This is a genomic window from Pilosibacter rotomagensis (genome assembly GCF_045062245.2).
In the GTDB taxonomy this organism is placed as follows: Bacteria; Bacillota; Clostridia; order Lachnospirales; family Lachnospiraceae; genus Pilosibacter.
This window is the reverse complement of the sequence record NZ_CM170323.1, coordinates 487852-507824: the sequence shown is the minus strand read 5'-3', so window position 1 is coordinate 507824 and position 19973 is coordinate 487852. Positions and strand designations below refer to the sequence as shown.

General features: G+C 49.0%; 16 protein-coding genes. 6 read left to right on the top strand and 10 right to left on the bottom strand.

Annotated elements, in window-relative coordinates:
* The first annotated feature begins 61 nt into the window (after positions 1–61).
* Complete coding sequence (locus ACI3EW_RS02260) at positions 62–994, top strand: LysR family transcriptional regulator (RefSeq protein ID WP_158553099.1); 933 nt, start codon at positions 62–64, stop codon at positions 992–994.
* On the opposite strand, the gene ACI3EW_RS02255 is transcribed toward ACI3EW_RS02260, so the two are convergent.
* A complete protein-coding gene (locus tag ACI3EW_RS02255) occupies positions 991–2004 on the bottom strand; it encodes a uroporphyrinogen decarboxylase family protein (RefSeq protein ID WP_242990637.1) in 1014 nt (337 codons plus the stop codon). The two genes, ACI3EW_RS02260 and ACI3EW_RS02255, sit on opposite strands and share 4 nt — an antisense overlap.
* A 309-nt stretch (positions 2005–2313) precedes the next feature.
* On the opposite strand from ACI3EW_RS02255, the gene ACI3EW_RS02250 reads away from it, so the two are divergent.
* The 4 genes from ACI3EW_RS02250 to ACI3EW_RS02235 all read left to right on the top strand — a co-directional run bounded on the left by ACI3EW_RS02250 (position 2314) and on the right by ACI3EW_RS02235 (position 6879).
* The gene (locus tag ACI3EW_RS02250) at positions 2314–3342 is read left to right on the top strand and encodes a Bug family tripartite tricarboxylate transporter substrate binding protein (RefSeq protein WP_405579114.1); all 1029 of its coding nucleotides are present in this window, start codon (positions 2314–2316) and stop codon (positions 3340–3342) included.
* 36 nt (positions 3343–3378) lie between these two features.
* Positions 3379–3849 carry a tripartite tricarboxylate transporter TctB family protein gene (locus ACI3EW_RS02245; RefSeq protein ID WP_117471325.1) on the top strand — a complete coding sequence of 157 codons (471 nt, stop codon included), beginning with the start codon at positions 3379–3381 and terminating at the stop codon, positions 3847–3849.
* 17 nt (positions 3850–3866) lie between these two features.
* Positions 3867–5381: a tripartite tricarboxylate transporter permease gene (locus ACI3EW_RS02240; protein ID WP_117471324.1), complete on the top strand. Its 1515-nt coding sequence runs from the start codon at positions 3867–3869 to the stop codon at positions 5379–5381.
* A gap of 178 nt (positions 5382–5559) precedes the next feature.
* Entirely contained in the window at positions 5560–6879 is a 1320-nt protein-coding gene (locus ACI3EW_RS02235) for an ATP-binding protein (protein WP_215702162.1), read from the top strand.
* 152 nt (positions 6880–7031) lie between these two features.
* Here ACI3EW_RS02235 and ACI3EW_RS02230 read toward each other — a convergent pair whose 3' ends face one another.
* Together ACI3EW_RS02230 and ACI3EW_RS02225 are read right to left on the bottom strand one after the other, a co-directional pair.
* Entirely contained in the window at positions 7032–8765 is a 1734-nt protein-coding gene (locus ACI3EW_RS02230; RefSeq protein ID WP_405579108.1) for a [FeFe] hydrogenase, group A, read from the bottom strand.
* Complete coding sequence (locus tag ACI3EW_RS02225) at positions 8759–10591, bottom strand: NAD(P)-binding protein (RefSeq protein WP_405579105.1); 1833 nt, start codon at positions 10589–10591, stop codon at positions 8759–8761. The genes ACI3EW_RS02230 and ACI3EW_RS02225 overlap by 7 nt, the downstream gene beginning before the upstream one ends.
* Positions 10592–10904: 313 nt before the next feature.
* Between ACI3EW_RS02225 and ACI3EW_RS02220 the strand changes: the two genes are divergently transcribed.
* Complete coding sequence (locus ACI3EW_RS02220) at positions 10905–12344, top strand: NAD(P)/FAD-dependent oxidoreductase (protein ID WP_329752148.1); 1440 nt, start codon at positions 10905–10907, stop codon at positions 12342–12344.
* 367 nt (positions 12345–12711) lie between these two features.
* On the opposite strand, the gene ACI3EW_RS02215 is transcribed toward ACI3EW_RS02220, so the two are convergent.
* The 7 genes from ACI3EW_RS02215 to recA all read right to left on the bottom strand — a co-directional run bounded on the left by ACI3EW_RS02215 (position 12712) and on the right by recA (position 19655).
* Positions 12712–13599: a site-specific tyrosine recombinase gene (locus ACI3EW_RS02215; RefSeq protein WP_405579102.1), complete on the bottom strand. Its 888-nt coding sequence runs from the start codon at positions 13597–13599 to the stop codon at positions 12712–12714.
* A 210-nt stretch (positions 13600–13809) separates the two neighbouring features.
* Positions 13810–14256, bottom strand: coding sequence for a hypothetical protein (locus ACI3EW_RS02210; protein ID WP_405579099.1), 447 nt, complete (start codon positions 14254–14256; stop codon positions 13810–13812).
* A gap of 216 nt (positions 14257–14472) precedes the next feature.
* The gene (locus ACI3EW_RS02205; protein WP_118321973.1) at positions 14473–15009 is read right to left on the bottom strand and encodes an NUDIX hydrolase; all 537 of its coding nucleotides are present in this window, start codon (positions 15007–15009) and stop codon (positions 14473–14475) included.
* A 156-nt stretch (positions 15010–15165) separates the two neighbouring features.
* On the bottom strand, positions 15166–15966 hold the full coding sequence (proC, locus tag ACI3EW_RS02200; protein ID WP_405579096.1) for a pyrroline-5-carboxylate reductase: 801 nt from the start codon (positions 15964–15966) through the stop codon (positions 15166–15168).
* Between the two features lie 226 nt (positions 15967–16192).
* Positions 16193–17719: a ribonuclease Y gene (rny, locus tag ACI3EW_RS02195; RefSeq protein WP_118299048.1), complete on the bottom strand. Its 1527-nt coding sequence runs from the start codon at positions 17717–17719 to the stop codon at positions 16193–16195.
* A 222-nt stretch (positions 17720–17941) separates the two neighbouring features.
* On the bottom strand, positions 17942–18454 hold the full coding sequence (locus tag ACI3EW_RS02190) for a regulatory protein RecX (protein ID WP_405579093.1): 513 nt from the start codon (positions 18452–18454) through the stop codon (positions 17942–17944).
* A gap of 124 nt (positions 18455–18578) precedes the next feature.
* Complete coding sequence (gene recA / locus ACI3EW_RS02185) at positions 18579–19655, bottom strand: recombinase RecA (RefSeq protein WP_118530250.1); 1077 nt, start codon at positions 19653–19655, stop codon at positions 18579–18581.
* Positions 19656–19973 lie beyond the last annotated feature (318 nt).

The following is a 19973-nucleotide window of genomic DNA, read 5'->3' as shown; positions in this document are numbered from 1 at the left end:
TTGCTATAATAATTCATATCTTTCATCAATGTTACTGCAGAAAAAATTTAAGGAGCACACTATGAACTTTTTAAATCTCTACTACTTTCGCGTGGCCGCTGAAGAACTCAGTTTCACAAATGCTGCCAAGCGTTTATTTATATCCCAGCAATCCCTCAGCAACCACATTTCCCGCCTGGAAAACGAATTCGGTGTGATCCTTTTTAACCGTACCCAACCGATCACACTCACCGAAGCCGGAAAATCCCTCTATGCAAGTTCCAAGGTTCTGCTTCATCAGAAAGAACAGATTGAAAAAAGCATGCAGGATATCCGGGACTTCCGAAAAGGTGAACTGACTCTCGGAATCAGTACCTCCCGCGGAGCTGTCATGCTTCCAAAGATACTTCCAGAATTCCGCTCTGCCTTTCCCCAGATCAAACTAAATCTTGTAGAAGGTACAACAAAAGAGATCAACCAGGCATTGTTTGAAGGACGGGCAGATCTCTGCATCGGTTTTGCGATCAATGATCCAGAAAAAGTACACGAGGAACTGCTCCATACAGAATCTCTCGTCTGCGTTATTCCAAACTCATTTTTGCCGCGCTATCTGAAGATAGACTCCACTTTGATTCCGGGTTCTGTTCAAAGTTTCAACATTTTTGCCGACTGCCCGTTTATCAAAATGCCGAAACAGACATGGCTGGGCGAAATGTTTGAAAAATGTTGTGAAAGCTACAACATTGAACCGGAAATCCTCCTCGAGACCACCAGTATGTCCACCATGGTTTCCCTCTGTTCTTCCGGAATCGGTGCCATCGTGCTTCCCGAAATCTTCGTCAGCCGCCGTATGACATTCTGGAATTCCTTCGACTGGAAAGAACAGGTGTCTGTCTTTCCGTTAAACTATCCGGCGGGCTACCGGCCGATCACAATCGCTTACATGAAAGACCACTATCTCAGCCGAGCCGCCGATGAATTCATCCGGATGGCACAGGAAAAGTTTTCCTGCTAAGCGTAGATCGGATGGATCTTCGCCTCCACATCATCTTTCGCTTTGCGGATAAATTTTAAAGTTTCCTCATTTAACGGATAGCGGATCACACAACCCGGTGTTAAGATCTGACCGCAGCCACCCATCAGTTTAAAACACTCATAAATCTGATGATGGATGGCATTGCGGTCATCTTTTGTGATATCGGTGCGGTTTAGTCCGCCCATAAGGCATTTTCCAGACTCAAGCGCCGCCTCATCCACTGACGGATATGTCTCCCATGCATGCCAGTTGAAGACCTGTACCGGATAATCCTTCAATATTTCCATCATGATATTACTTCCATGGGCATGCAGTGTGTTCATCCATCCATCTTTCGCCGCATTCAGGACCTCCAAGTCATAAGGAACGCCAAATTCCTTATACTGTTCTGCAGTCATAAAATTATAAGTACTGCTCTGCGCCGCAAAAAAGATTCCGTCCGCACCGGCTTCCAGCGCTGCCCGAGCCATATTGCAGGTCGTCTCCGTAATCACTTTCAGCGCATGATGAACTGCATCCCCGTCACCATTTTCCAGATACTGAAGAAGTGTATTTCCGGACAATTTATTCGCTGTTGTCAACGGGCTGAATATCGTGAAAATGACTGGCACATCCTCATTCTTTACCTTATCGAGAACAAGTTTCAATCCTTTTAATTCTCTCGCAAGACTTCCTTCCTTTACAGAACACGGTTTCAGTTCATACCAGTCCTTCGCTTCGTGGATCGGTGTTTTTGTGACTTTCGCCACTCCGCCTTTCGCAATATCTGAATAATCAATCTCACAACCGAAGTCTTCGATGGCGTACATTCCGTTATTCATAGTCTTTATAAAGTCGATATCATACTTTTTATAAAACTCATATGTCTTTTCCGCTAAAAGTTCCGGATTCAGATCGATTCCCGGAAGATGGGTCCAGAATGAATATGGAAGTTTGTCCGGTTTTTCCCCTGCAATAGCTGCCTGAATTCTCTCTTTCTTTGTCATCATATAGCGACCTCCTTTAGCCGTTCACGTTTTTGTTTTCGATGCCAGTATAAGAATTCAGATTACAAATGTCTAACAAGTTTTGTTCTTTTATTCACAATCATTCAGTTGTAATTCGGTATGTTTTTTGTTCATTTTTTTCTTTTTTATCCATTTTACAGTCATTATATTGTGATATAACACGGAAAAGCTGTTTGTTTTCTGACATAAAATTCACTAGAATGAATGTAACAAAAGCAAACGCGTTTCTTGCTGGACCAGTCTATTATGACGACAAAATTTTTTAGTTCTACTATAAAAGGAGGATCTCACATGAAAAAAATATTTGCACTTATGACCGCAGGAGCTTTAGCATTATCTCTTAGCGCATGCCAAGCTTCCAGCCAGCAGACAACAGACACCACAACAAAATCTGCTGATTCCACTGATACTGCAGCCGCCAAAAACGATGGTTCTTTCCCAAGCGAAACGATCACTCTCGTCTGCCCGTTCTCAGCCGGCGGCGGAACCGACATTGGTGCCCGCAATCTTGCACAGGCTCTTTCTAAAGTAATGGGAGTCAATGTTGTCGTTGAAAACCAGACAGGATCTGGCGGATGGGTCGCATGGACCGATCTGATCCAGGGCGATTACAAAGACGGTTATACGATCGGTCTGATCAACCATAACTATGCGATGGGTGAGCTTGATCCGGATAACCCTAGAAAATATAATCTCGATGACATCACTGTCCTTGCAAACCAGGCTCTCGACTACAATGTCATGGCGATCCGTTCTAATGACACACGGTTCTCCGATATTTACAGCTTTATCGAGTACGCCAAATCCAATCCTGTTCTCGTTTCCGCCCAGGCAACAGGAATTACCGACGGAGACGCAACAACTGCTGAATGGTTCAACAAGACCTTCGGAACCCAGATCACCGTTGTTCCGGTAGACGGAGCTTCCGACAGCCGCGGAATGTTCTTATCCGGTGACACAGATATCTTTTTTGCATCCATCTCTGATGTCATGGCTTCCTATCAGTCTGGTGAGATGAAGGTTGCATGCATTTTTTCCGACGAACGCAGTGACTTCATACCGGATGTTCCTACGATCAAAGAGGCAACCGGTGAAGACTTTGTCGCATTCGCAGCTCGCGGATACTTCTATCCGAATGGTGTTCCACAGGATATCGTCGACACGACCACTGACGCATTATTAAAAGCAATGGAAGATCCTGACTATATCGAAAATATGGCTGCTCTTGGTCTTCAGCTCGACAATACCTCCGGTGAGGACTTCAAAGAACTTCTTGAGAGCCAGATTGAAACCAGAAAAATGATCTGGAACGTACAGTAACTGATCATTCCCACATAAGAAAAGGAGTTTATCCATATGGCAAAAAAGTTTCATCGCGACGTATGGGTAGGAACCGTTCTTCTCATCTTCTGTATCGCAGTGTTCTTTACTGCGGTACAGATTCCTGGACAGGCTTCCTATCTTCCGATCACTCTGTCCCTGTTAATGGGATTATGTTCTGTATTTATTATTCTGAAAGGTCTCCGGCTCACCAAGGAGCAGGATGGGGATTTCCACTACTCCATGACTATAAAGAGCAGTAAATACGCATTCCTGTTCATGTTTTTTATTTTTATCTATTTCCTTGGCTTCCGCTATATCACATACTGGATCGCGACACCGATCTTTATGCTGCTTTCCATGAAATATTTAAAGCTGAAGTCCTGGAAAGTAAACATTGTGATCACCGTTCTCTACACCCTGATCTGTTATGTTGTTTTCGTTATCATTCTTCATCTCCCGATCTATAAAGTCGGCATTCTCGGACAACTGTTCCGTTATATTTAAGGAAAGGAGCTTATAAAATGGCAGAATATTTATCACTCGCATTGAGTTCGTTCCTCTCCATTGATGTCTTTCTCGGACTGCTCGTCGGTGTTGTAGGCGGAATGATCATCGGAATTATTCCCGGATTGGGACCGTCCGTCGGTATTGCCCTGCTGCTGCCGATCTCATTTTCCATGAGTCCCACAGCTGCCCTTGTCATGATGACCGCAATGTACACAACCGGTGTGTACGGCGGATCCATCACTGCTGTTTTGTGCCATACACCAGGTACCGCGGCATCTGCGGCGACCACACAGGATGGCTATGAAATGACGAAAAAAGGCCGCGGCATGGAGGCCGTGTCCGTCGTAACCATCGCATCCGTTGTCGGTGGTATCATTGGTGCCATCTGCCTGATCTTATTTGCCCCGGCACTCGGAAGAATCAGTCAGATGTTCTCCTGCCTTGAGTATTTCCTCGTTGCCTGCTTCGGTGTTCTCGTCGTTGCCGGACTCACAGGAGATAACCAGGCAAAAGGAATCTTCGCCGCTCTGTTAGGTCTTCTGATCGGCTGCATCGGCATGGACTCCATCAGCGGTGTGTCTCGATTCACGTTCGGACAGCTCTGGCTTGAGGATGGTCTTGACTCCACACCGATCCTGATCGGATTATTCTCAATCTCCCAGGTTCTCATCCTCGTTGAAAAGCTGATGACAGGAACCGGTGCAACCATTGTTGACGACCCGGCAGCTGCCTTAAAGGGAAAGCGTTGGGAAAAAGGCAATGCCGGTCTATTAACTCCTACCATGTTAAAAAGTTCTGTTATCGGTGCATTTATCGGATTTATCCCTGCTGCCGGCTGTTCCATCGCCGCATGGATCAGTTATGGTCTTTCCAAACGGACTTCTAAAAATCCGGAAGAATACGGAAAAGGTTCCATTGTCGGAATTGCTGCCTCTGAGGCCGCAAACAACGCAGCCTGCGGCGGTGCCATGATCCCACTTTTCACTTTAGGTATTCCTGGAAGCCCGGTCACAGCAATCCTTTACGGAGCGCTTCTCATGCATGGCTTACAGCCTGGCAGTGACCTGTTTACAGGTTCTAAGGCTCCAACTACTTATGCGATCTTCCTTGGTTTCCTTTTCGCGAATGTGCTGATGGGAATCATCGGAGTTTCCATGGCAAGACAGATGGCAAGAGTCTGCCTCGTTCCAAACTCTGTTCTCGTTCCGATCATCGTTGCATTATCCTGCATCGGTACTTATGCACTGAGTAACAGCATGTACGAAGTTATCATCATGCTCGTGTTCGGTCTCATCGGATACCTTATGAAAATCTACGGATTTGAACCGGCACCTCTGGTTCTCGGCGTTGTCCTTGCCGATATTCTGGAATCCAACTTCCGCAGAACCTTGATCATGGCTGCACCGAAGGGCGGACTCATCCCGTATTTCTTCTCCCGCCCGATTGCAATCATCATCCTGCTTGTAATCATTGGTTTCGCAATGGTTCCTGTTTTAAAAAACGTACTCACTAAAAAACAGAAGCAGTAATTTTCACTCATCCCCCTCTCTCCGGCAGGATATATTGTCCAGATATCCTGCCGGATCTTTTTATTATTTGTTTATGTTTGCAAAAACTGTCGAAAGTAAAAAGTTTTTTGCACTATAATGCAATTACTTGATTATTTCACCAGTTTATGCCATACTAATACTGCAGGAGGTGATAGACATGATAGGTTCCCATGAACTCAGGCAGCGTGACAGTTACCTGAATAAGCTGATAGGTTTTCAAGATACAGAACCGGTCAAAGTGATTACTGGTATTCGCCGCTGCGGAAAGTCCAGTCTGTTAAAGCTGATGGTTCAGCATTTGAAAAATACCGGTGTTCTTCCGGAACAGATCCTTGAAATGAATTTTGAATCCTTTGATTTTCGCAGGATGAATGCCGACGATATTTATCGCTATGTAAAAGAACGTATTGTTCCCGGAAAGCGGATGTATCTCTTCTTTGATGAGCTGCAGAGGATCGAAGCATGGGAGGACGCGGTAAACGCCTTCCGTGTAGATTTTGACTGTGACATCTATGTTACTGGATCAAACGCTTACCTTCTTTCTTCGGAGTATTCCACCTACCTCTCCGGGCGGTGCGTAGAAATCAGAATGCTGCCGCTCTCATTCCATGAATTTCTTGATTTTCACGGCTTTGAAGTACATGAAATACAAAGCGCGCTCGGGGGACTCCGCAAACAGGTATTCGACAAAAACGGGGAACATTATGAATTGCGTGAGGTATTTGATGCCTATATAAGATTCGGCGGAATGCCGGGAATCGCCGATGTCGGTCTGGATCAGGAAAAAGCACTGTCTCTTCTTGACGGTATCTATTCCACGGTAGTCATCCGTGATATTTTGGAACGTGAAAAACGCAGGGGGCAAAAACAGATCACAGACCCCACGCTTCTGCGCAAGATCATCCTGTTCCTTGCCGACAATATCGGCTCCAGCGTATCCATTTCCTCCATAGGCAACACTTTGATAAACGAAGGGCTCCTTGATGATGGTAAACGCAAGGGCGCTCCTAGCGCACATACTGTGCAGGCATATGTGAATGCACTTCTGGAAAGCTATTTTTTCTATGAGATCAAGCGCTTTGACATCAAGGGAAAGGCATACCTCCGCACGTTGGGAAAATACTATATCGTTGACATCGGCCTTCGCAATTATCTGCTGGGCTTCCGTAATCGTGACAGCGGTCATGCCATCGAAAATGTCGTTTACTTTGAATTGCTTCGCAGGGGTTATGATGTAGCGATCGGCAAGATCGGCAGCGCCGAAGTAGACTTTATTGCAACGAAAGCCGATGCTAAAAAGTATATCCAGGTGACAGAATCTATGATGAGTGAGGATGTACGCAATCGGGAACTTACACCGCTGCAAAACATCCGTGATAACTACGAAAAAATCGTTTTATCGCTTGAACCAGGGCTTGATGCTTCCTATGACGGCATCAGATCCGAAAATCTCATAGATTGGCTGCTCAGTCAATAAACGCTGTATTTCAGAGCGCAGCCAAATAAACTCCGCATATTCATTCATGAGCCGCCAAAAGGCATAGCATCCAAGATCTTTCGATACAGGAAAAGCACGCAGACGTTTTTGCATCTGCGTGCTTTTCCTATATCCGTAATTTAACTGACACTTTAATTATTTTTCCAATGCTCCGTATGCAATAACATATGCGCCTTATGGGACATCGGCTTTCCAAAGAAATCGCTGTAGATCTCCCTGATATCCGGGTTCTCATGGGAGTAGCGCAATTTTGCTTTTGCGTCCAGCGCATAGAGCTTTCTGCCTCTCGTAAACGCCCGCTCCTCGCCGTCGTGGATCGGCTGTCCGCCGCCGCCGACGCAGCCGCCCGGGCAGGCCATGACTTCGACAAAGTCGTAGTGGACTTCCCCGCGCTCGATCTGCTGCAGCAGTCTCCGTGTATTTCCAAGGCCGCTGACTGCCGCCGTGCGCAGCTTAATGTCTCCGATCTCAAACTCCGCTTCCTGGACTCCTGCGTTTTCCTGGAATCCTTCACTGCGGACCGCACGGAACGCGTCTGCAGGCGGGTTCTCGCCCTTTAAGGTGAAATATGCGGTGCGCAGGGCCGCTTCCATAACGCCGCCGGTCGCTCCAAAGATCACGCCCGCTCCGGTTCCCCCATGCATCGGACTGTCACTGGGGATTTCAACGAGCGTATCCGGACGGATATGGGCGGAGCGGATCATCTTCACGAGTTCTCGCGTCGTGAGGACCGCATCGACATCATGTCCGGCATACTCCCCGTAGAACAGGTCCATCTCACGCTCGCCTTTCTTTGCCACGCACGGCATGATGGAGAGCGTAAAGATCTGATCCGGAGAAACTCCGAGTTTTTCCGCAAAATATGTCTTCATGACCGCACCGAACATCTGCTGCGGGGATTTCGCCGTGGAGAGGTAGTTCACCATATACGGAAACTGGCTCTTCGCAAATCGAACCCAGCCAGGGCAGCATGAGGTGAACATCGGACGGTCTTTCAGTTCGCCGCTTGTGAAACGGCTGATAAACTCCGTGCTCTCCTCCATGATCGTGAGATCCGCGGAAAATACCGTATCAAACGCGTAATCGACGCCCATTCTCTTTAATGCGTCGAAGATCTTTCCGACCGGAGCGTCCGCGCCGGAGAGTCCAAGTTCCTCGCCCCAGGCCGCACGCACCGCCGGGGCAACCTGCGCCACAACGATCTTCTCTTTATTTTCGATCGCTTCCCAGACTTTTTCCGTATCGTCGCGCTCCGAGAGGGCGCCGACCGGACAGTGGGTGATACACTGACCGCAGAGAGCGCAGTTCGCTTCCCCGATCGTCTTATGTCCTGCGACATTCACGGTCGTTCTGGAACCGGTTCCTTCCACATCCCAGATCCCGAGTCCCTGGATCTTATCACAGACCTGAACACAGCGCATGCACTTGATGCACTTCGCGGAATTACGGACCAGCGGGAAATTCTTATCCCACGGCTGATATTCCGGTTCCTGCTTAAACGGGATTTCCAGAATATTCAGATCATATGCCACCTGCTGCAGACCACAGTTTCCGTTTCTCGGACAGACCACGCAGCGGTTATCATGCTGGGACAGCAGCAGCTGGACCGTATTTCTTCTGTGATTCCGGACCTTCGGGCTGTTCGTATGGATGACCATGCCTTCCTTCACGAGGTTGTTGCAGGAGGTGATCAGTTTTTCCTTTCCTTCCAGCTCCACAACACAGACTCTGCAGGCCGCGATCTCGTTGATCCCCTTTAAATAGCAGAGCTTCGGGATCGGGATCCCGTTCTTCTCGGCAGCTTCCATGATCGTAATATTTTCCTCTGCCGAAATCTTTTTTCCGTCGATCGTAATATTTACCATAATGTACTCCTGCCTCCTTTAAAGATTCCGTATCCGAAATGATCACAGCGCAGGCACCGTCCGGCTTCCTGCTTCGCCTCCTTCTCGGTCATGCACTTCTCGACTGCCTCGAAATCACAGACACGCTCGCCTGCTTCCCGCTCCATTAAGTTCACACGTCCGCACGGAGTCTTGTCCTTTAAGCTCGCCTCCGGAATTTCCACTCCGCTCGTGATCTCGTGGTGGTAACCCAGGTATTCATCGATGTTCGCCGCAACAACCTTCGCTGCTGCGATCGCTTTAATTACAGATGCCGGACCGCTTGAGCAGTCGCCGCCCGCGAAGACGCCCGGCATGTTTTCAAATGCACCGCTCTTTAAGGTCACGATCTTTCCGCGGGATACCGGGATCCCGGCTTTCTCGAAATGTCCGGACTCGATATCCTGTCCGATCGCCTTGATCAGGACATCACATGGAATGTAGACATCCGGCTCTCCGGTCGGCTTCACGCTGGCGCGGCCGTCCCTGATCGCGCTGATCATCTGCGGGGTCGCGTAGATGCCATGGATCTTGTGGTCTTCCCCGACATCTAAGGACGCTGGAGCCTTTAAGGTCACGATCTCGATCCCCTCCGCGATCGCGCCCTCGATCTCACCCGGCAGCGCCGTCATATCGTTTCTCCGTCTTCTATATAAAATACTGACTTTCTTCGCTCCAAGTCGTTTTGCCGTGCGGACTGCATCCATGGACACGTTTCCGCCGCCGATGACAACGACTTTCTTTCCGGTCAGGTCGATGATCTCGTCTTTTCCGACACTCCGCAGGAACTGTACCGCGGAGAGAACGCCGTCCGCGTCCTCACCCGGAAGTCCAAGCTTCTTATCCGTGCTGGCGCCGATCGTGATGAGCACCGCGTCATACTGTTCCCGCAGTTCCTGGATTGTGATGTCCACACCGATCTTTAAGCCATATTTTACTTCCACGCCGGTCTTTAAGATCGCGTTGATATCGTCATCCAGCCGATCTTTCGGGAGACGATAGTTCGGGATCCCGTACCGCAGCATACCGCCGAGCTTCGGCAGCATCTCGTACACGGTCGTCTGATGTCCCATGAGCTGTAAGTAGTAAGCAGCACTTAAACCTCCCGGACCGCCGCCGAGGACAGCGACCTTTTTCCCGGTCGACGGAGCACATTTCGGCGGATCCACAACACCCGCGTAATCTGCCGCGAACCGTTTCAGTCCCCGGATATTGACCGCATCGTCGACCATGTTTCTCCGGCATCTCGCCTCACACGGATGCTCACAGATAAAACCGCAGGTCGTCGGGAACGGGTTGTCCTTCCGGATCAGGCGGATCGCATCGGCATATCTTCCTTCTTCCACGAGCGCCACATAACCCGGAATGTCCACATGGGCCGGACAGATCGCGACACACGGGACCGGTTGGTTGTATGTACAGGTACAGCGGCCTTTCTTGATGTGCTCCACATAGTCATCGCGGTAGCCGATCAGCCCCTTATAGACCATGTTCGCCGCCTCATAGCCGATCGCACAGTCCGCGGAATCCATGATGGAAAGCGCCGTCTTCTCCATGAGATCCAGCGTATCCATTGTCGCTTTTCCGTTTAATACGTCACGGATCAGCTGGTTTAACTGCCCGAGACCGATCCGGCACGGAACGCATTTTCCGCACGTCTGCGCGTGGCAGAGCTCCAGAAACGCTCTCGCCATATCAACAGGACAGAGCCCAGGCGGGCTCGATTCGATTCTTCTCTCCAGATCTTTATAAAGTCCCTCCATCACGATCCGCGCGCGGGTCGGGGACATGATCTCCAATCTGCTCATATGATTCACTCCTCTGCAATTTTTTCATCGGTCACACCTGCTCACGCAGGTATGCCTGCTTTCCCCTCTATGGCTTATTGAATTTGTTTCTTAACATATTGTCGATTTTATCACGTAATTATTAAATAAATCAAGTCTTTTATGCACTTTACTTAATAATCTTTTGTTTAACGTTAATTTTTAGACAATTTTGCCGGTATTCTTACCCATATCAATGATCTGATTTTCGTTTCTCTCATCTTGCGTGTCGGGGAGAACTATGATACGATAAAGAATGGTGTGCAAGGAACGCTCCCTGTCCTGGTGTCCGTATATGCTCACCCGAAAGGAGACTTGTGATATGAAATCCGGAGAACACTTTGACGTGATCATCATCGGCGCCGGCCCGTCCGGTATCTTCTGCGCCTATGAACTGATCAAAGAAAAACCAGAATTAAACATCTTAATGATCGAAAAAGGAAGACCGATCGAAAAACGCGTATGTCCAAAGAGAAAAACAAAAGTATGCGTTGGCTGCAAACCATGTTCCATCACCACAGGCTTTGCAGGAGCCGGAGCTTTCTCCGACGGAAAACTCTCCCTTTCCCCGGATGTCGGAGGAAATCTGCCGGAGATCTTAGGATACGATAAGGCGACAGAGCTCATCAGGGAATCCGACGATATCTATCTGCAGTTCGGCGCTGATCAGAACGTATACGGTGTTGACAAACAGCAGGAGATCCGCAAGATCCGTAAAAAGGCCATCAATGCAAACTTAAAACTGATCGAATGCCCGATCCGTCACCTCGGAACCGAGGAAGGCTACAAGATTTATACCCGCCTGCAGGATCACCTCCTCGCAAACGGCATCCACATGGAATTCAACACGATGGTAAAAGATATCATCATCGAAGACGGAGCTGCAAAAGGTGTCATTACCGATAAAGACGAGGCATACTACGCAGACGAGATCGTCTCCGCCATCGGTCGCGAAGGTTCCGACTGGTTCTCCCACATCTGTGACGACCACGGGATCGATACTGAGGTCGGCACCGTTGATATCGGTGTCCGTGTCGAGGTCCGCGACGAGGTCATGGAATTCCTCAACAAGAACCTCTACGAGGCAAAACTCGTATACTACACACCGACCTTCGACGATAAAGTCCGCACCTTCTGTACGAACCCGTCCGGTGAGGTTGCGACCGAGTATTACGAAAACGGTCTGGCTGTCGTAAACGGTCATGCTTATAAATCAAAAGAATACAAGACAAACAACACCAACTTCGCGATCCTGGTATCCAAGAACTTCACAAAACCGTTCAAGACCCCGATCGAGTATGGTAAACACATCGCCCAGCTCTCCAACATGCTCTGCGACGGAAAGATCCTCGTCCAGACCTTCGGAGACTTCCAGAGAGGCCGCCGCACCACAGAGGAGCGTCTCTGCAGAAACAATATCATCCCGACCTTAAAGGATGCTGTTCCGGGCGACCTTTCCTTAGTTCTCCCGCACCGCATCATGGTCGACATCAAGGAGATGTTAAAAGCTCTGGACAAGGTAACTCCGGGTATCGCCAGTGACGAGACACTGCTTTACGGCGTGGAAGTTAAATTCTATTCCAACAAGGTCGTTGTCGATAAGGACTTTGAGACAAACATCCACGGTCTCCGCGCCATCGGTGACGGTGCGTCCGTGACCCGCGGTCTTCAGCAGGCATCCGCGAATGGACTTTCCGTTGCGAGAAGTATCTTGGCGAGAATGGATCAGAAATAAATGATAAAAAGAGCACCTTACGATCAATGTTTCAGGGATTTTTCTTTCTGACATTGTGATGATAGGGTTACAGTACACGGGCACTCCATGCCCGCGCACTGTAACAGGATTTTGCCGATGCTTCGCATTCCGAATCGGCAAAATCTGCTGCCACAACTGTATTGTACGGAATTTTCAGTTCAGAAAATTCCTACCGTGTACAGTAACACGATAGGTGCTCTTTTTCTTAGTTCAATTCGAGTTCAGCTTCTGTATTCCAGTCAGCGCGAACTGACAAACTTTCTCAAAATTTCTGTTCTCTGCCGTTTGTTTCGATCGATATCGGTATATTGTCTGCGAAGAATGTGTATATTCGCAAAATGTTTTTTCACTTTCTCGGATGTGCCCCCTGGTACGCCTCCCGGACTGTATTTTCCGTCGCATATGCCGTATACATCTGCGTGGATGCCAGGTCGGAATGCCCCATCATGGTCTGAACAGCGCGCATGTCAGCGCCGTTGCTCAAAAGATGGACCGCAAAAGAGTGGCGCAGGGTGTGCGGTGTGATGTCCTCCTCGATCCCGGCCCGCTCCCCATAATATTTGATCAGCTTCCAGAAGCCCTGACGGCTCATGACTCCTCCGCTGCAGTTTGTAAAGAGAAGTTCCGAACTCATTCCCTTTAAGAACGTCTCCCGCGAGGCCTCCAGATACTTCGCCAGCGCATTTTTCGCCGCATGGCCGAACGGGATCATCCGCTCTTTATGCTCATCCCGGCAGGTGATAAAGCCGACCGCCATATTCACGTCTGAAAGCTTCAGGCTTACAAGCTCCGTCACACGGATCCCGGTCGCATATAAAAGCTCCAGCATCGCCTTATCACGGATCTCTTTCGGATTCGCACAGGACGGCTGGTCCAGAAGTCTCGTCACCTCATCTACTGTGAGGATCACTGGCACCTTCTTTTCGATCTTCGGTGCATGGATCGATTCTGCAGGATCCCTCCGGATCATTCCTCTCCTATGCATCCAGCCGAAAAATGACTTTGCGGACGCCAGGGACCTTGAGACCGTCGATGCCGCCTTTCCCTCTTTTCCCTGAAAAAGGAGATAAGAATTCAGCGCGATCTTTGTTACCTTTCCGCACTCCGTGATCCCGTTCTCTTCCAGATAATCCGCCATCTTCAGAAGATCCCTCTGATAAGAAAGCGTTGTATTTTTTGACGCTTGTTTTTCCTCCTCCATATAATGGATGAAGGTCTGAATTTCCTCTCTCATACCTTTTCCCCGTTCATTTGCGGCCACTGTAATCCACTGTTCCCTTATTTTTCCCGGCAAAACCAATATTTTTCTACATTATATCCCCATTTTATGGCAAAATCAAACGGATTTTTCCCACTTGAATCCCTTTGCAGGGAACTCACGCAGCCCGGAAACCTTTTTCAGTACCTTTTTGCAGCAGTTCCGTGCCTTCATCCTCACTTGTGTCTACGAAAAGAACCGAAAAACTCCTGCTGAAACTTCCGGATTGATCAAAGTCTCTGCTGCGATTCCGAGTGCTGTCAATAAGATCATACTCAAGATCCGGGATTGCTCATTCCCCCGCACCGGTTCCCGGACCACGATCCACAAGAGATACGCCGCCAGCGCATAAAAGATCCCCTGTGGAAAGATCAGCCCAAAAAAGAGCAGGATCCCGCTGAATCCGCTGTGCATCGTCAGGGCACAGACGATCACTGACGCCTGAAACGATACGCAGACTGCCGACGCATAGTAGATGATCCCGGACAGCGACGTCTGGCAGATCAGGATCCCCACCAGGATCCACACAAAGCGCTTCTTCAGAATGCCTGCGAACAGGCTGTAATAATCCACTGACGACAGCTCCGCAGGCGCAAAGATCCCCGCAAACCATTGTTCCAGCGTATTCTTCATCTCCATGCTCATGTGATTGCAAAAAATCGTTCCCGCTGCAGTCCCAACAAATAAAAAAAAGGACAGCCAGAACAACTGACTGTCCAATAGTCTCCGGTGTCTGCGGATCCCAGTCATAGCGCTGCCGCCCCTGTTCCTTTTTCACAGTGTATGCGCACAGTCCCATGCTTTATCCACAATATTGTTTCTGATTTTTTAGTCTTCCAGTACCGGCTCTTACCGGATTCCTTCCTTCTGGGCATACGCAAGGATCGCCGCGATCGTCTTTGCGTCCGTCATCTTCCCGCTGTAGATCAGATCCAGAAGGTCCTTCACTTCCCACTCCTCCACGTCGATACTCTCGTCTGCGTCGAGGTGCTGTTTCGACGGGATCAGATCTTTCGCGATATAGACGCCGATACGCTCGTCACAGAATGCCACCGTTGTATTGACCGTCATCAGGAATTCCAGATTTTCACTGCGGAATCCCGTCTCCTCCTCAAGTTCTCTCGCTGCACACTCGATCTTCGGCTCATCCGGCGCATCCAGCTTTCCCGCCGGGATTTCCAGAGTAAAGCGGTCCAGGGCGTTCCGGTACTGGCGCACCATCAGGATCTTTCCGTCCTTTGTCACCGGAAGAACAGCGGCAGCGCCGTCATGATGGATATAGTCATAGACTTCCTCGATCCCGTTCGCAACGACGGTGTCCCGGTAGATCTTTAAGATCATTCCTGTATAGGCAAGTTCACGTTTTAAACGAATTGTCTTTTCCATGTTTCTTTCGTTTCCTCTCACTTTATGCTTTGTTCTGATCCACAGTCAATCATTTCACAAAATCCGACATGTCTGCATAGAACTGTCTGCGATTTGCTTCTTGTTCGCAATTTATCTCATTATCTGTGAATAATAGGAGAATTCTTTTTACAGCAATCAGCCCTTTAATTTCTTATTCTTCTCAAAGTTCGCATCGCAGGCCTTGATGATCGCACCGCGGAATCCATTCTCTTCCAGGGCGGCAAGTCCTTCGATCGTTGTTCCGCCCGGAGAGCATACCATATCCTTTAATTCGCCCGGATGTTTTCCTGTCTCAAGGACCATCTTCGCGCTGCCGAGCACCGCCTGGGCAACCATCTTGTAGGCAGCCTGGCGAGGAAGTCCGTTCTTCACGCAGCCGTCAGCCAGCGCCTCGATGAACATGTATACATATGCCGGTGAACAGCCGCTGGCGCTTCCCACAACATCCATCAGCTTCTCGTCCACCTTCTCCATCTTTCCGAAAGAAGTGAAGAAACCGTCGATCACCTGTTTTTCCTCGTCCGTAAACAGGTTCTCATCATAGCTCACACCGGACATTCCCTCGCCGACCATCGCCGGGGTGTTCGGCATCGAGCGGACAATTCTCGCCTCGTCTCCGAGTCCTGCCTGAAGATCCGCGATCGCATATCCGGCCGCGATGGAGATCACAACCTGATTTTTACGGATCTTTCCGTTTAATTCTTTAAACACAGTCGGAAGAACCTGAGGTTTTACCGCGAGGACCAGATATTTTACCTGCTCTGCGCACTCGGTTGCTGTGAAAACGTGGGCAACGCCCGTCTCCTCTGTGATCTTCTGCATCTTCGCTTCATGAGCGCTCGTAAAAAGCAGCTCCTCCGGCTGATATGTCTTTAAAAGTCCCCGCATGATCGCGGTTCCCATATTTCCCATGCCGATAAAACCAATTTTTGCCATATGAAATTTCCTCCTAAAAATGTATCTCGACACATTCTCGCGCCGAGCGCGGTCGCTTACGACAATCCTCATCTTCGCGCGAGTGCGCATCTTAGGCACGCAGTGCCTGTTTGTTATCGCGACAGTCACCAAGGTCTCGCGCAAGCGCGGACTTTGGCTCGTTGTTCGCGTAAATAAAAAAGCCGCAGCCATACAGATCCTCTCTGCACAGCAACGGCTTTCAATTTTATTTCGCGTAATCGGTAACTCTGGACTCGCGGATCACGTTGACTTTGATCTGTCCCGGATATTCCAGGCTTTCTTCGATCTTCTTGGATATGTCTCTTGCGAGAAGAACCATATCGTCATCGCTGATCTGCTCCGGCACTACCATAATGCGCACTTCGCGTCCCGCCTGGATCGCAAAGGACTTATCAACTCCCTTGAAGGAGTTTGTAATATCCTCAAGCTGCTTTAAGCGGTTCGTGTATGTCTCCAACGTCTCTCTTCTTGCGCCCGGTCTTGCAGCGGAAATCGTATCTGCTGCCTGAACGATGCAGGAAATAAGGTTCGTCGGCTCAACATCGCCATGGTGAGATTCCACAGCATTGATAACGATCGGGGATTCTTTGTATTTCTTACACAGTTCCGATCCGAGCTGTACATGGGAACCTTCCATCTCATGGTCAACGGATTTTCCAATGTCATGTAATAAGCCGGCACGCTTTGCCATTCTGACGTCCACACCGATCTCGGCTGCCAGTAAACCGGATAACTGTGCGACCTCGATGGAATGCTTCAATGCGTTCTGACCATAGCTGGTCCTGAACTTCATCTTGCCGAGGAGCTTGACGAGCTCCGGATGGATATTGTGAATGCCGACCTCAAGGATCGCAGCTTCACCTTCCTCGCGCATCATGTTTTCAACTTCCTTCTGCGCTTTCTCCACCATCTCTTCAATTCTCGCCGGATGGATACGTCCATCCACGATCAGTCTCTCAAGAGCAATTCTTGCGACTTCACGTCTTACCGGATCAAAACCGGATAATACGACAGCTTCCGGTGTATCATCGATGATGAGTTCCACACCTGTCATTGTCTCAAGAGTACGGATATTACGTCCCTCTCGTCCAATGATGCGGCCTTTCATCTCGTCGCTCGGGAGCTGTACAACAGAAACTGTTGTCTCTGCAACATGGTCAGCAGCACATCTCTGGATCGCTGTAACCACGTATTCCTTTGCTTTCTTGTCTGCTTCTTCTTTTGCCTTGGCTTCTAATTCCTTGATAAGCTTTGCAGTGTCGTGTTTTACATCTTCCTCAACAGATTTCAGAAGATATTCTTTCGCCTGTTCGCTGGTAAGTCCGGAGATCTTCTCCAGTTCTTCCTGCTCCTTAGCAAATAATTCCTCGACCTCGGAAGAACGTTTTCTTAAAGTTTCTTCCTTCGCGGCAAGACTGGATTCTTTTCTCTCCATTGCCTCAGATTTTTTGTCAAGGTTTTCCTCTTTGCTCAGTACGCGGCGCTCATAACGCTGGATCTCGGCTCTCCGTTCTCTGGTTTCCTTTTCAAGCTCGTTTTTCGCTTTTAAATTCTCTTCCTTCGCTTCCAGGAGAGCTTCTTTCTTCTTCGTCTCGGCGACCTTCAATGCTTCATCTATTATTTCTCTGGATTTTTCCTCTGCGCTTCCGATCTTACTCTCGTAACTTTTTTTATGGTGAGCCACAGCTATCTTCCAGGTAATAGGAGCCACAATAATTGCTGCTATCAACATGCTGATTATTGGTGACACAGGAGCACCTCCTTTATTTAGTTTTCATTGTACTAATTACAACACTTCAATTCTAAACTGTTTTATGCATTATGTCAAGTATAATGCCCGCATTCCAGGGACTTCTGTGCATCCCCACGAAGGTTGTCGAACTGCAGTCCGCGGGCTCTCTCAGCCTCTGAAAAGCAGCACTGCAGTTCCTGTTCACCGATCAAAAACAGCTTCTCACTCCCACTGTTTCATCGCACTGTTGATCGCGTCATAAGAAAAGCCTTTTCTCGCCAGGAACGCGTAGATCTTCTGACGCTTTGCCGGGTCCGGTTCCTCCGGATCGTAGTTTTTCTTTCTCAGCAGTCCGAGGATCTGGGCAGACTCGTCAACTTCCATATCCTCGAATATCATTTCCACCAGATCATCGCTGACACCTTTCTGGCGGAGGTCAAATTTCATCTGGCGGATACTCTTTTTATGTCCGTTTTTCTCTACATACCGCCTTGCATAGTCCTCATCATCCAGATACCGGTAATGTTTCAGAAAAAGGATCGCATCTTCAACAGAGGCTGGCAAAAGCTCCTGTTCCGCCAGCTTCTTACGCATCTCATTTTCTGTTTTTCCGGAAAACTGGAGATAGTAGAGTCCCTTATTTCGGGCTTCCCGAAACTCCTCCGGGATCGCCTCCCCATCTGCACCGGCATACATTTTATGTTCCCGGTGTTCTTCCTGTATCCACTCTCTCATCCGTGTGTTTCCTGTATCTTTCTATCTACAGTTATTCTTCTCCCTGTTATTCAGAGAAGTCCCTGTACTGTCTGCAGGAATGCTGTTTCTGACGTTCCGTGAAAGGTAACGCTGTTCCTGCTTTTTACTCGTCTGCCTCTGTCTCCGCAGCCAGTGTCTCCTCCGGAGCTGTCTCTGCAGCCATCTCACCCGGGACAACGTGCTGTGCTTCCAGTCCGTGGAGCTCTCTCACCTGGTTTTCGATCTCCTCACAGATCAGCGGATTCTGCAGCAGATAATTCTTTGCGTTTTCACGTCCCTGACCGATCTTTGCGCCCTTGTATGCATACCAGGAACCGCTCTTCTCAACAATATTCGCATCGGCAGCGAGATCAAGGACATCACCCTCACGGGAGATTCCTTTTCCGAACATAATGTCAAACTCGGCTTCTTTAAATGGCGGCGCGATCTTGTTCTTTACGACCTTTACACGGACATGGTTTCCGATCACCTCTCCGCTCTGCTTTAAGGACTCGGTTCTTCTCACATCGAGACGGACGGAGGAATAGAACTTTAACGCACGTCCGCCGGTCGTTGTCTCCGGATTTCCGAACATGACGCCAACCTTCTCACGGAGCTGGTTGATAAAGATCACGATACAGTTTGTCTTGCTGATGATCGCGGTCAGTTTTCTTAACGCCTGGGACATTAAACGGGCCTGTAAGCCGACGTGGGAGTCACCCATATCGCCGTCGATCTCTGCTTTCGGAACAAGCGCCGCTACGGAGTCCACGATCACGATATCGACGGCACCGGAGCGCACCATTGTTTCCGTGATCTCCAGCGCCTGCTCGCCGTTATCCGGCTGGGAGATATAGAGGTTATCGATATCAACGCCGATATTTTTCGCGTATACCGGATCAAGTGCGTGCTCCGCGTCGATAAATCCAGCGATACCGCCGCGTTTCTGTACTTCCGCTACCATATGGAGAGCGACCGTCGTCTTACCACTGGACTCCGGCCCGTAGATCTCTACAACACGTCCCTTCGGGACTCCGCCGAGGCCGAGAGCGATATCAAGGCTCAGAGAACCGGTCGGAACCGTCTCGATATTCATATTTGCGCCGGAATCTCCGAGTTTCATAACGGAACCTTTTCCGTAAGCTTTTTCGATCTGTGTGAGAGCCGCATCAAGGGCTTTTAATTTATCATCTTTATTCATATTTTTCCTCCAAAATCCGGAACTGCACTTTTTATTTTCCGGATAACAAAATCGATCAGAATCCAGGCGGTCTCCCGTAAAATCTGCAGGATCAACGCAGATGCCGCCCGATCAGTCATTAGATGCGAACAAGTGTTCTGTACTCGTTAATCATAATATAATCCCTGTAAAAAGTCAACCATTTCTTGTTGTTTCTTCGCATTGCGAAGCAGTATACTTCCCTCCCGTCTCCTTTCGTTTTATTCATTTGGCTTTCCACGATTCTTTCGGCGACCCGCCGGTGTGACGATCTGCAGCACATATTTTTTCGTGCTCACT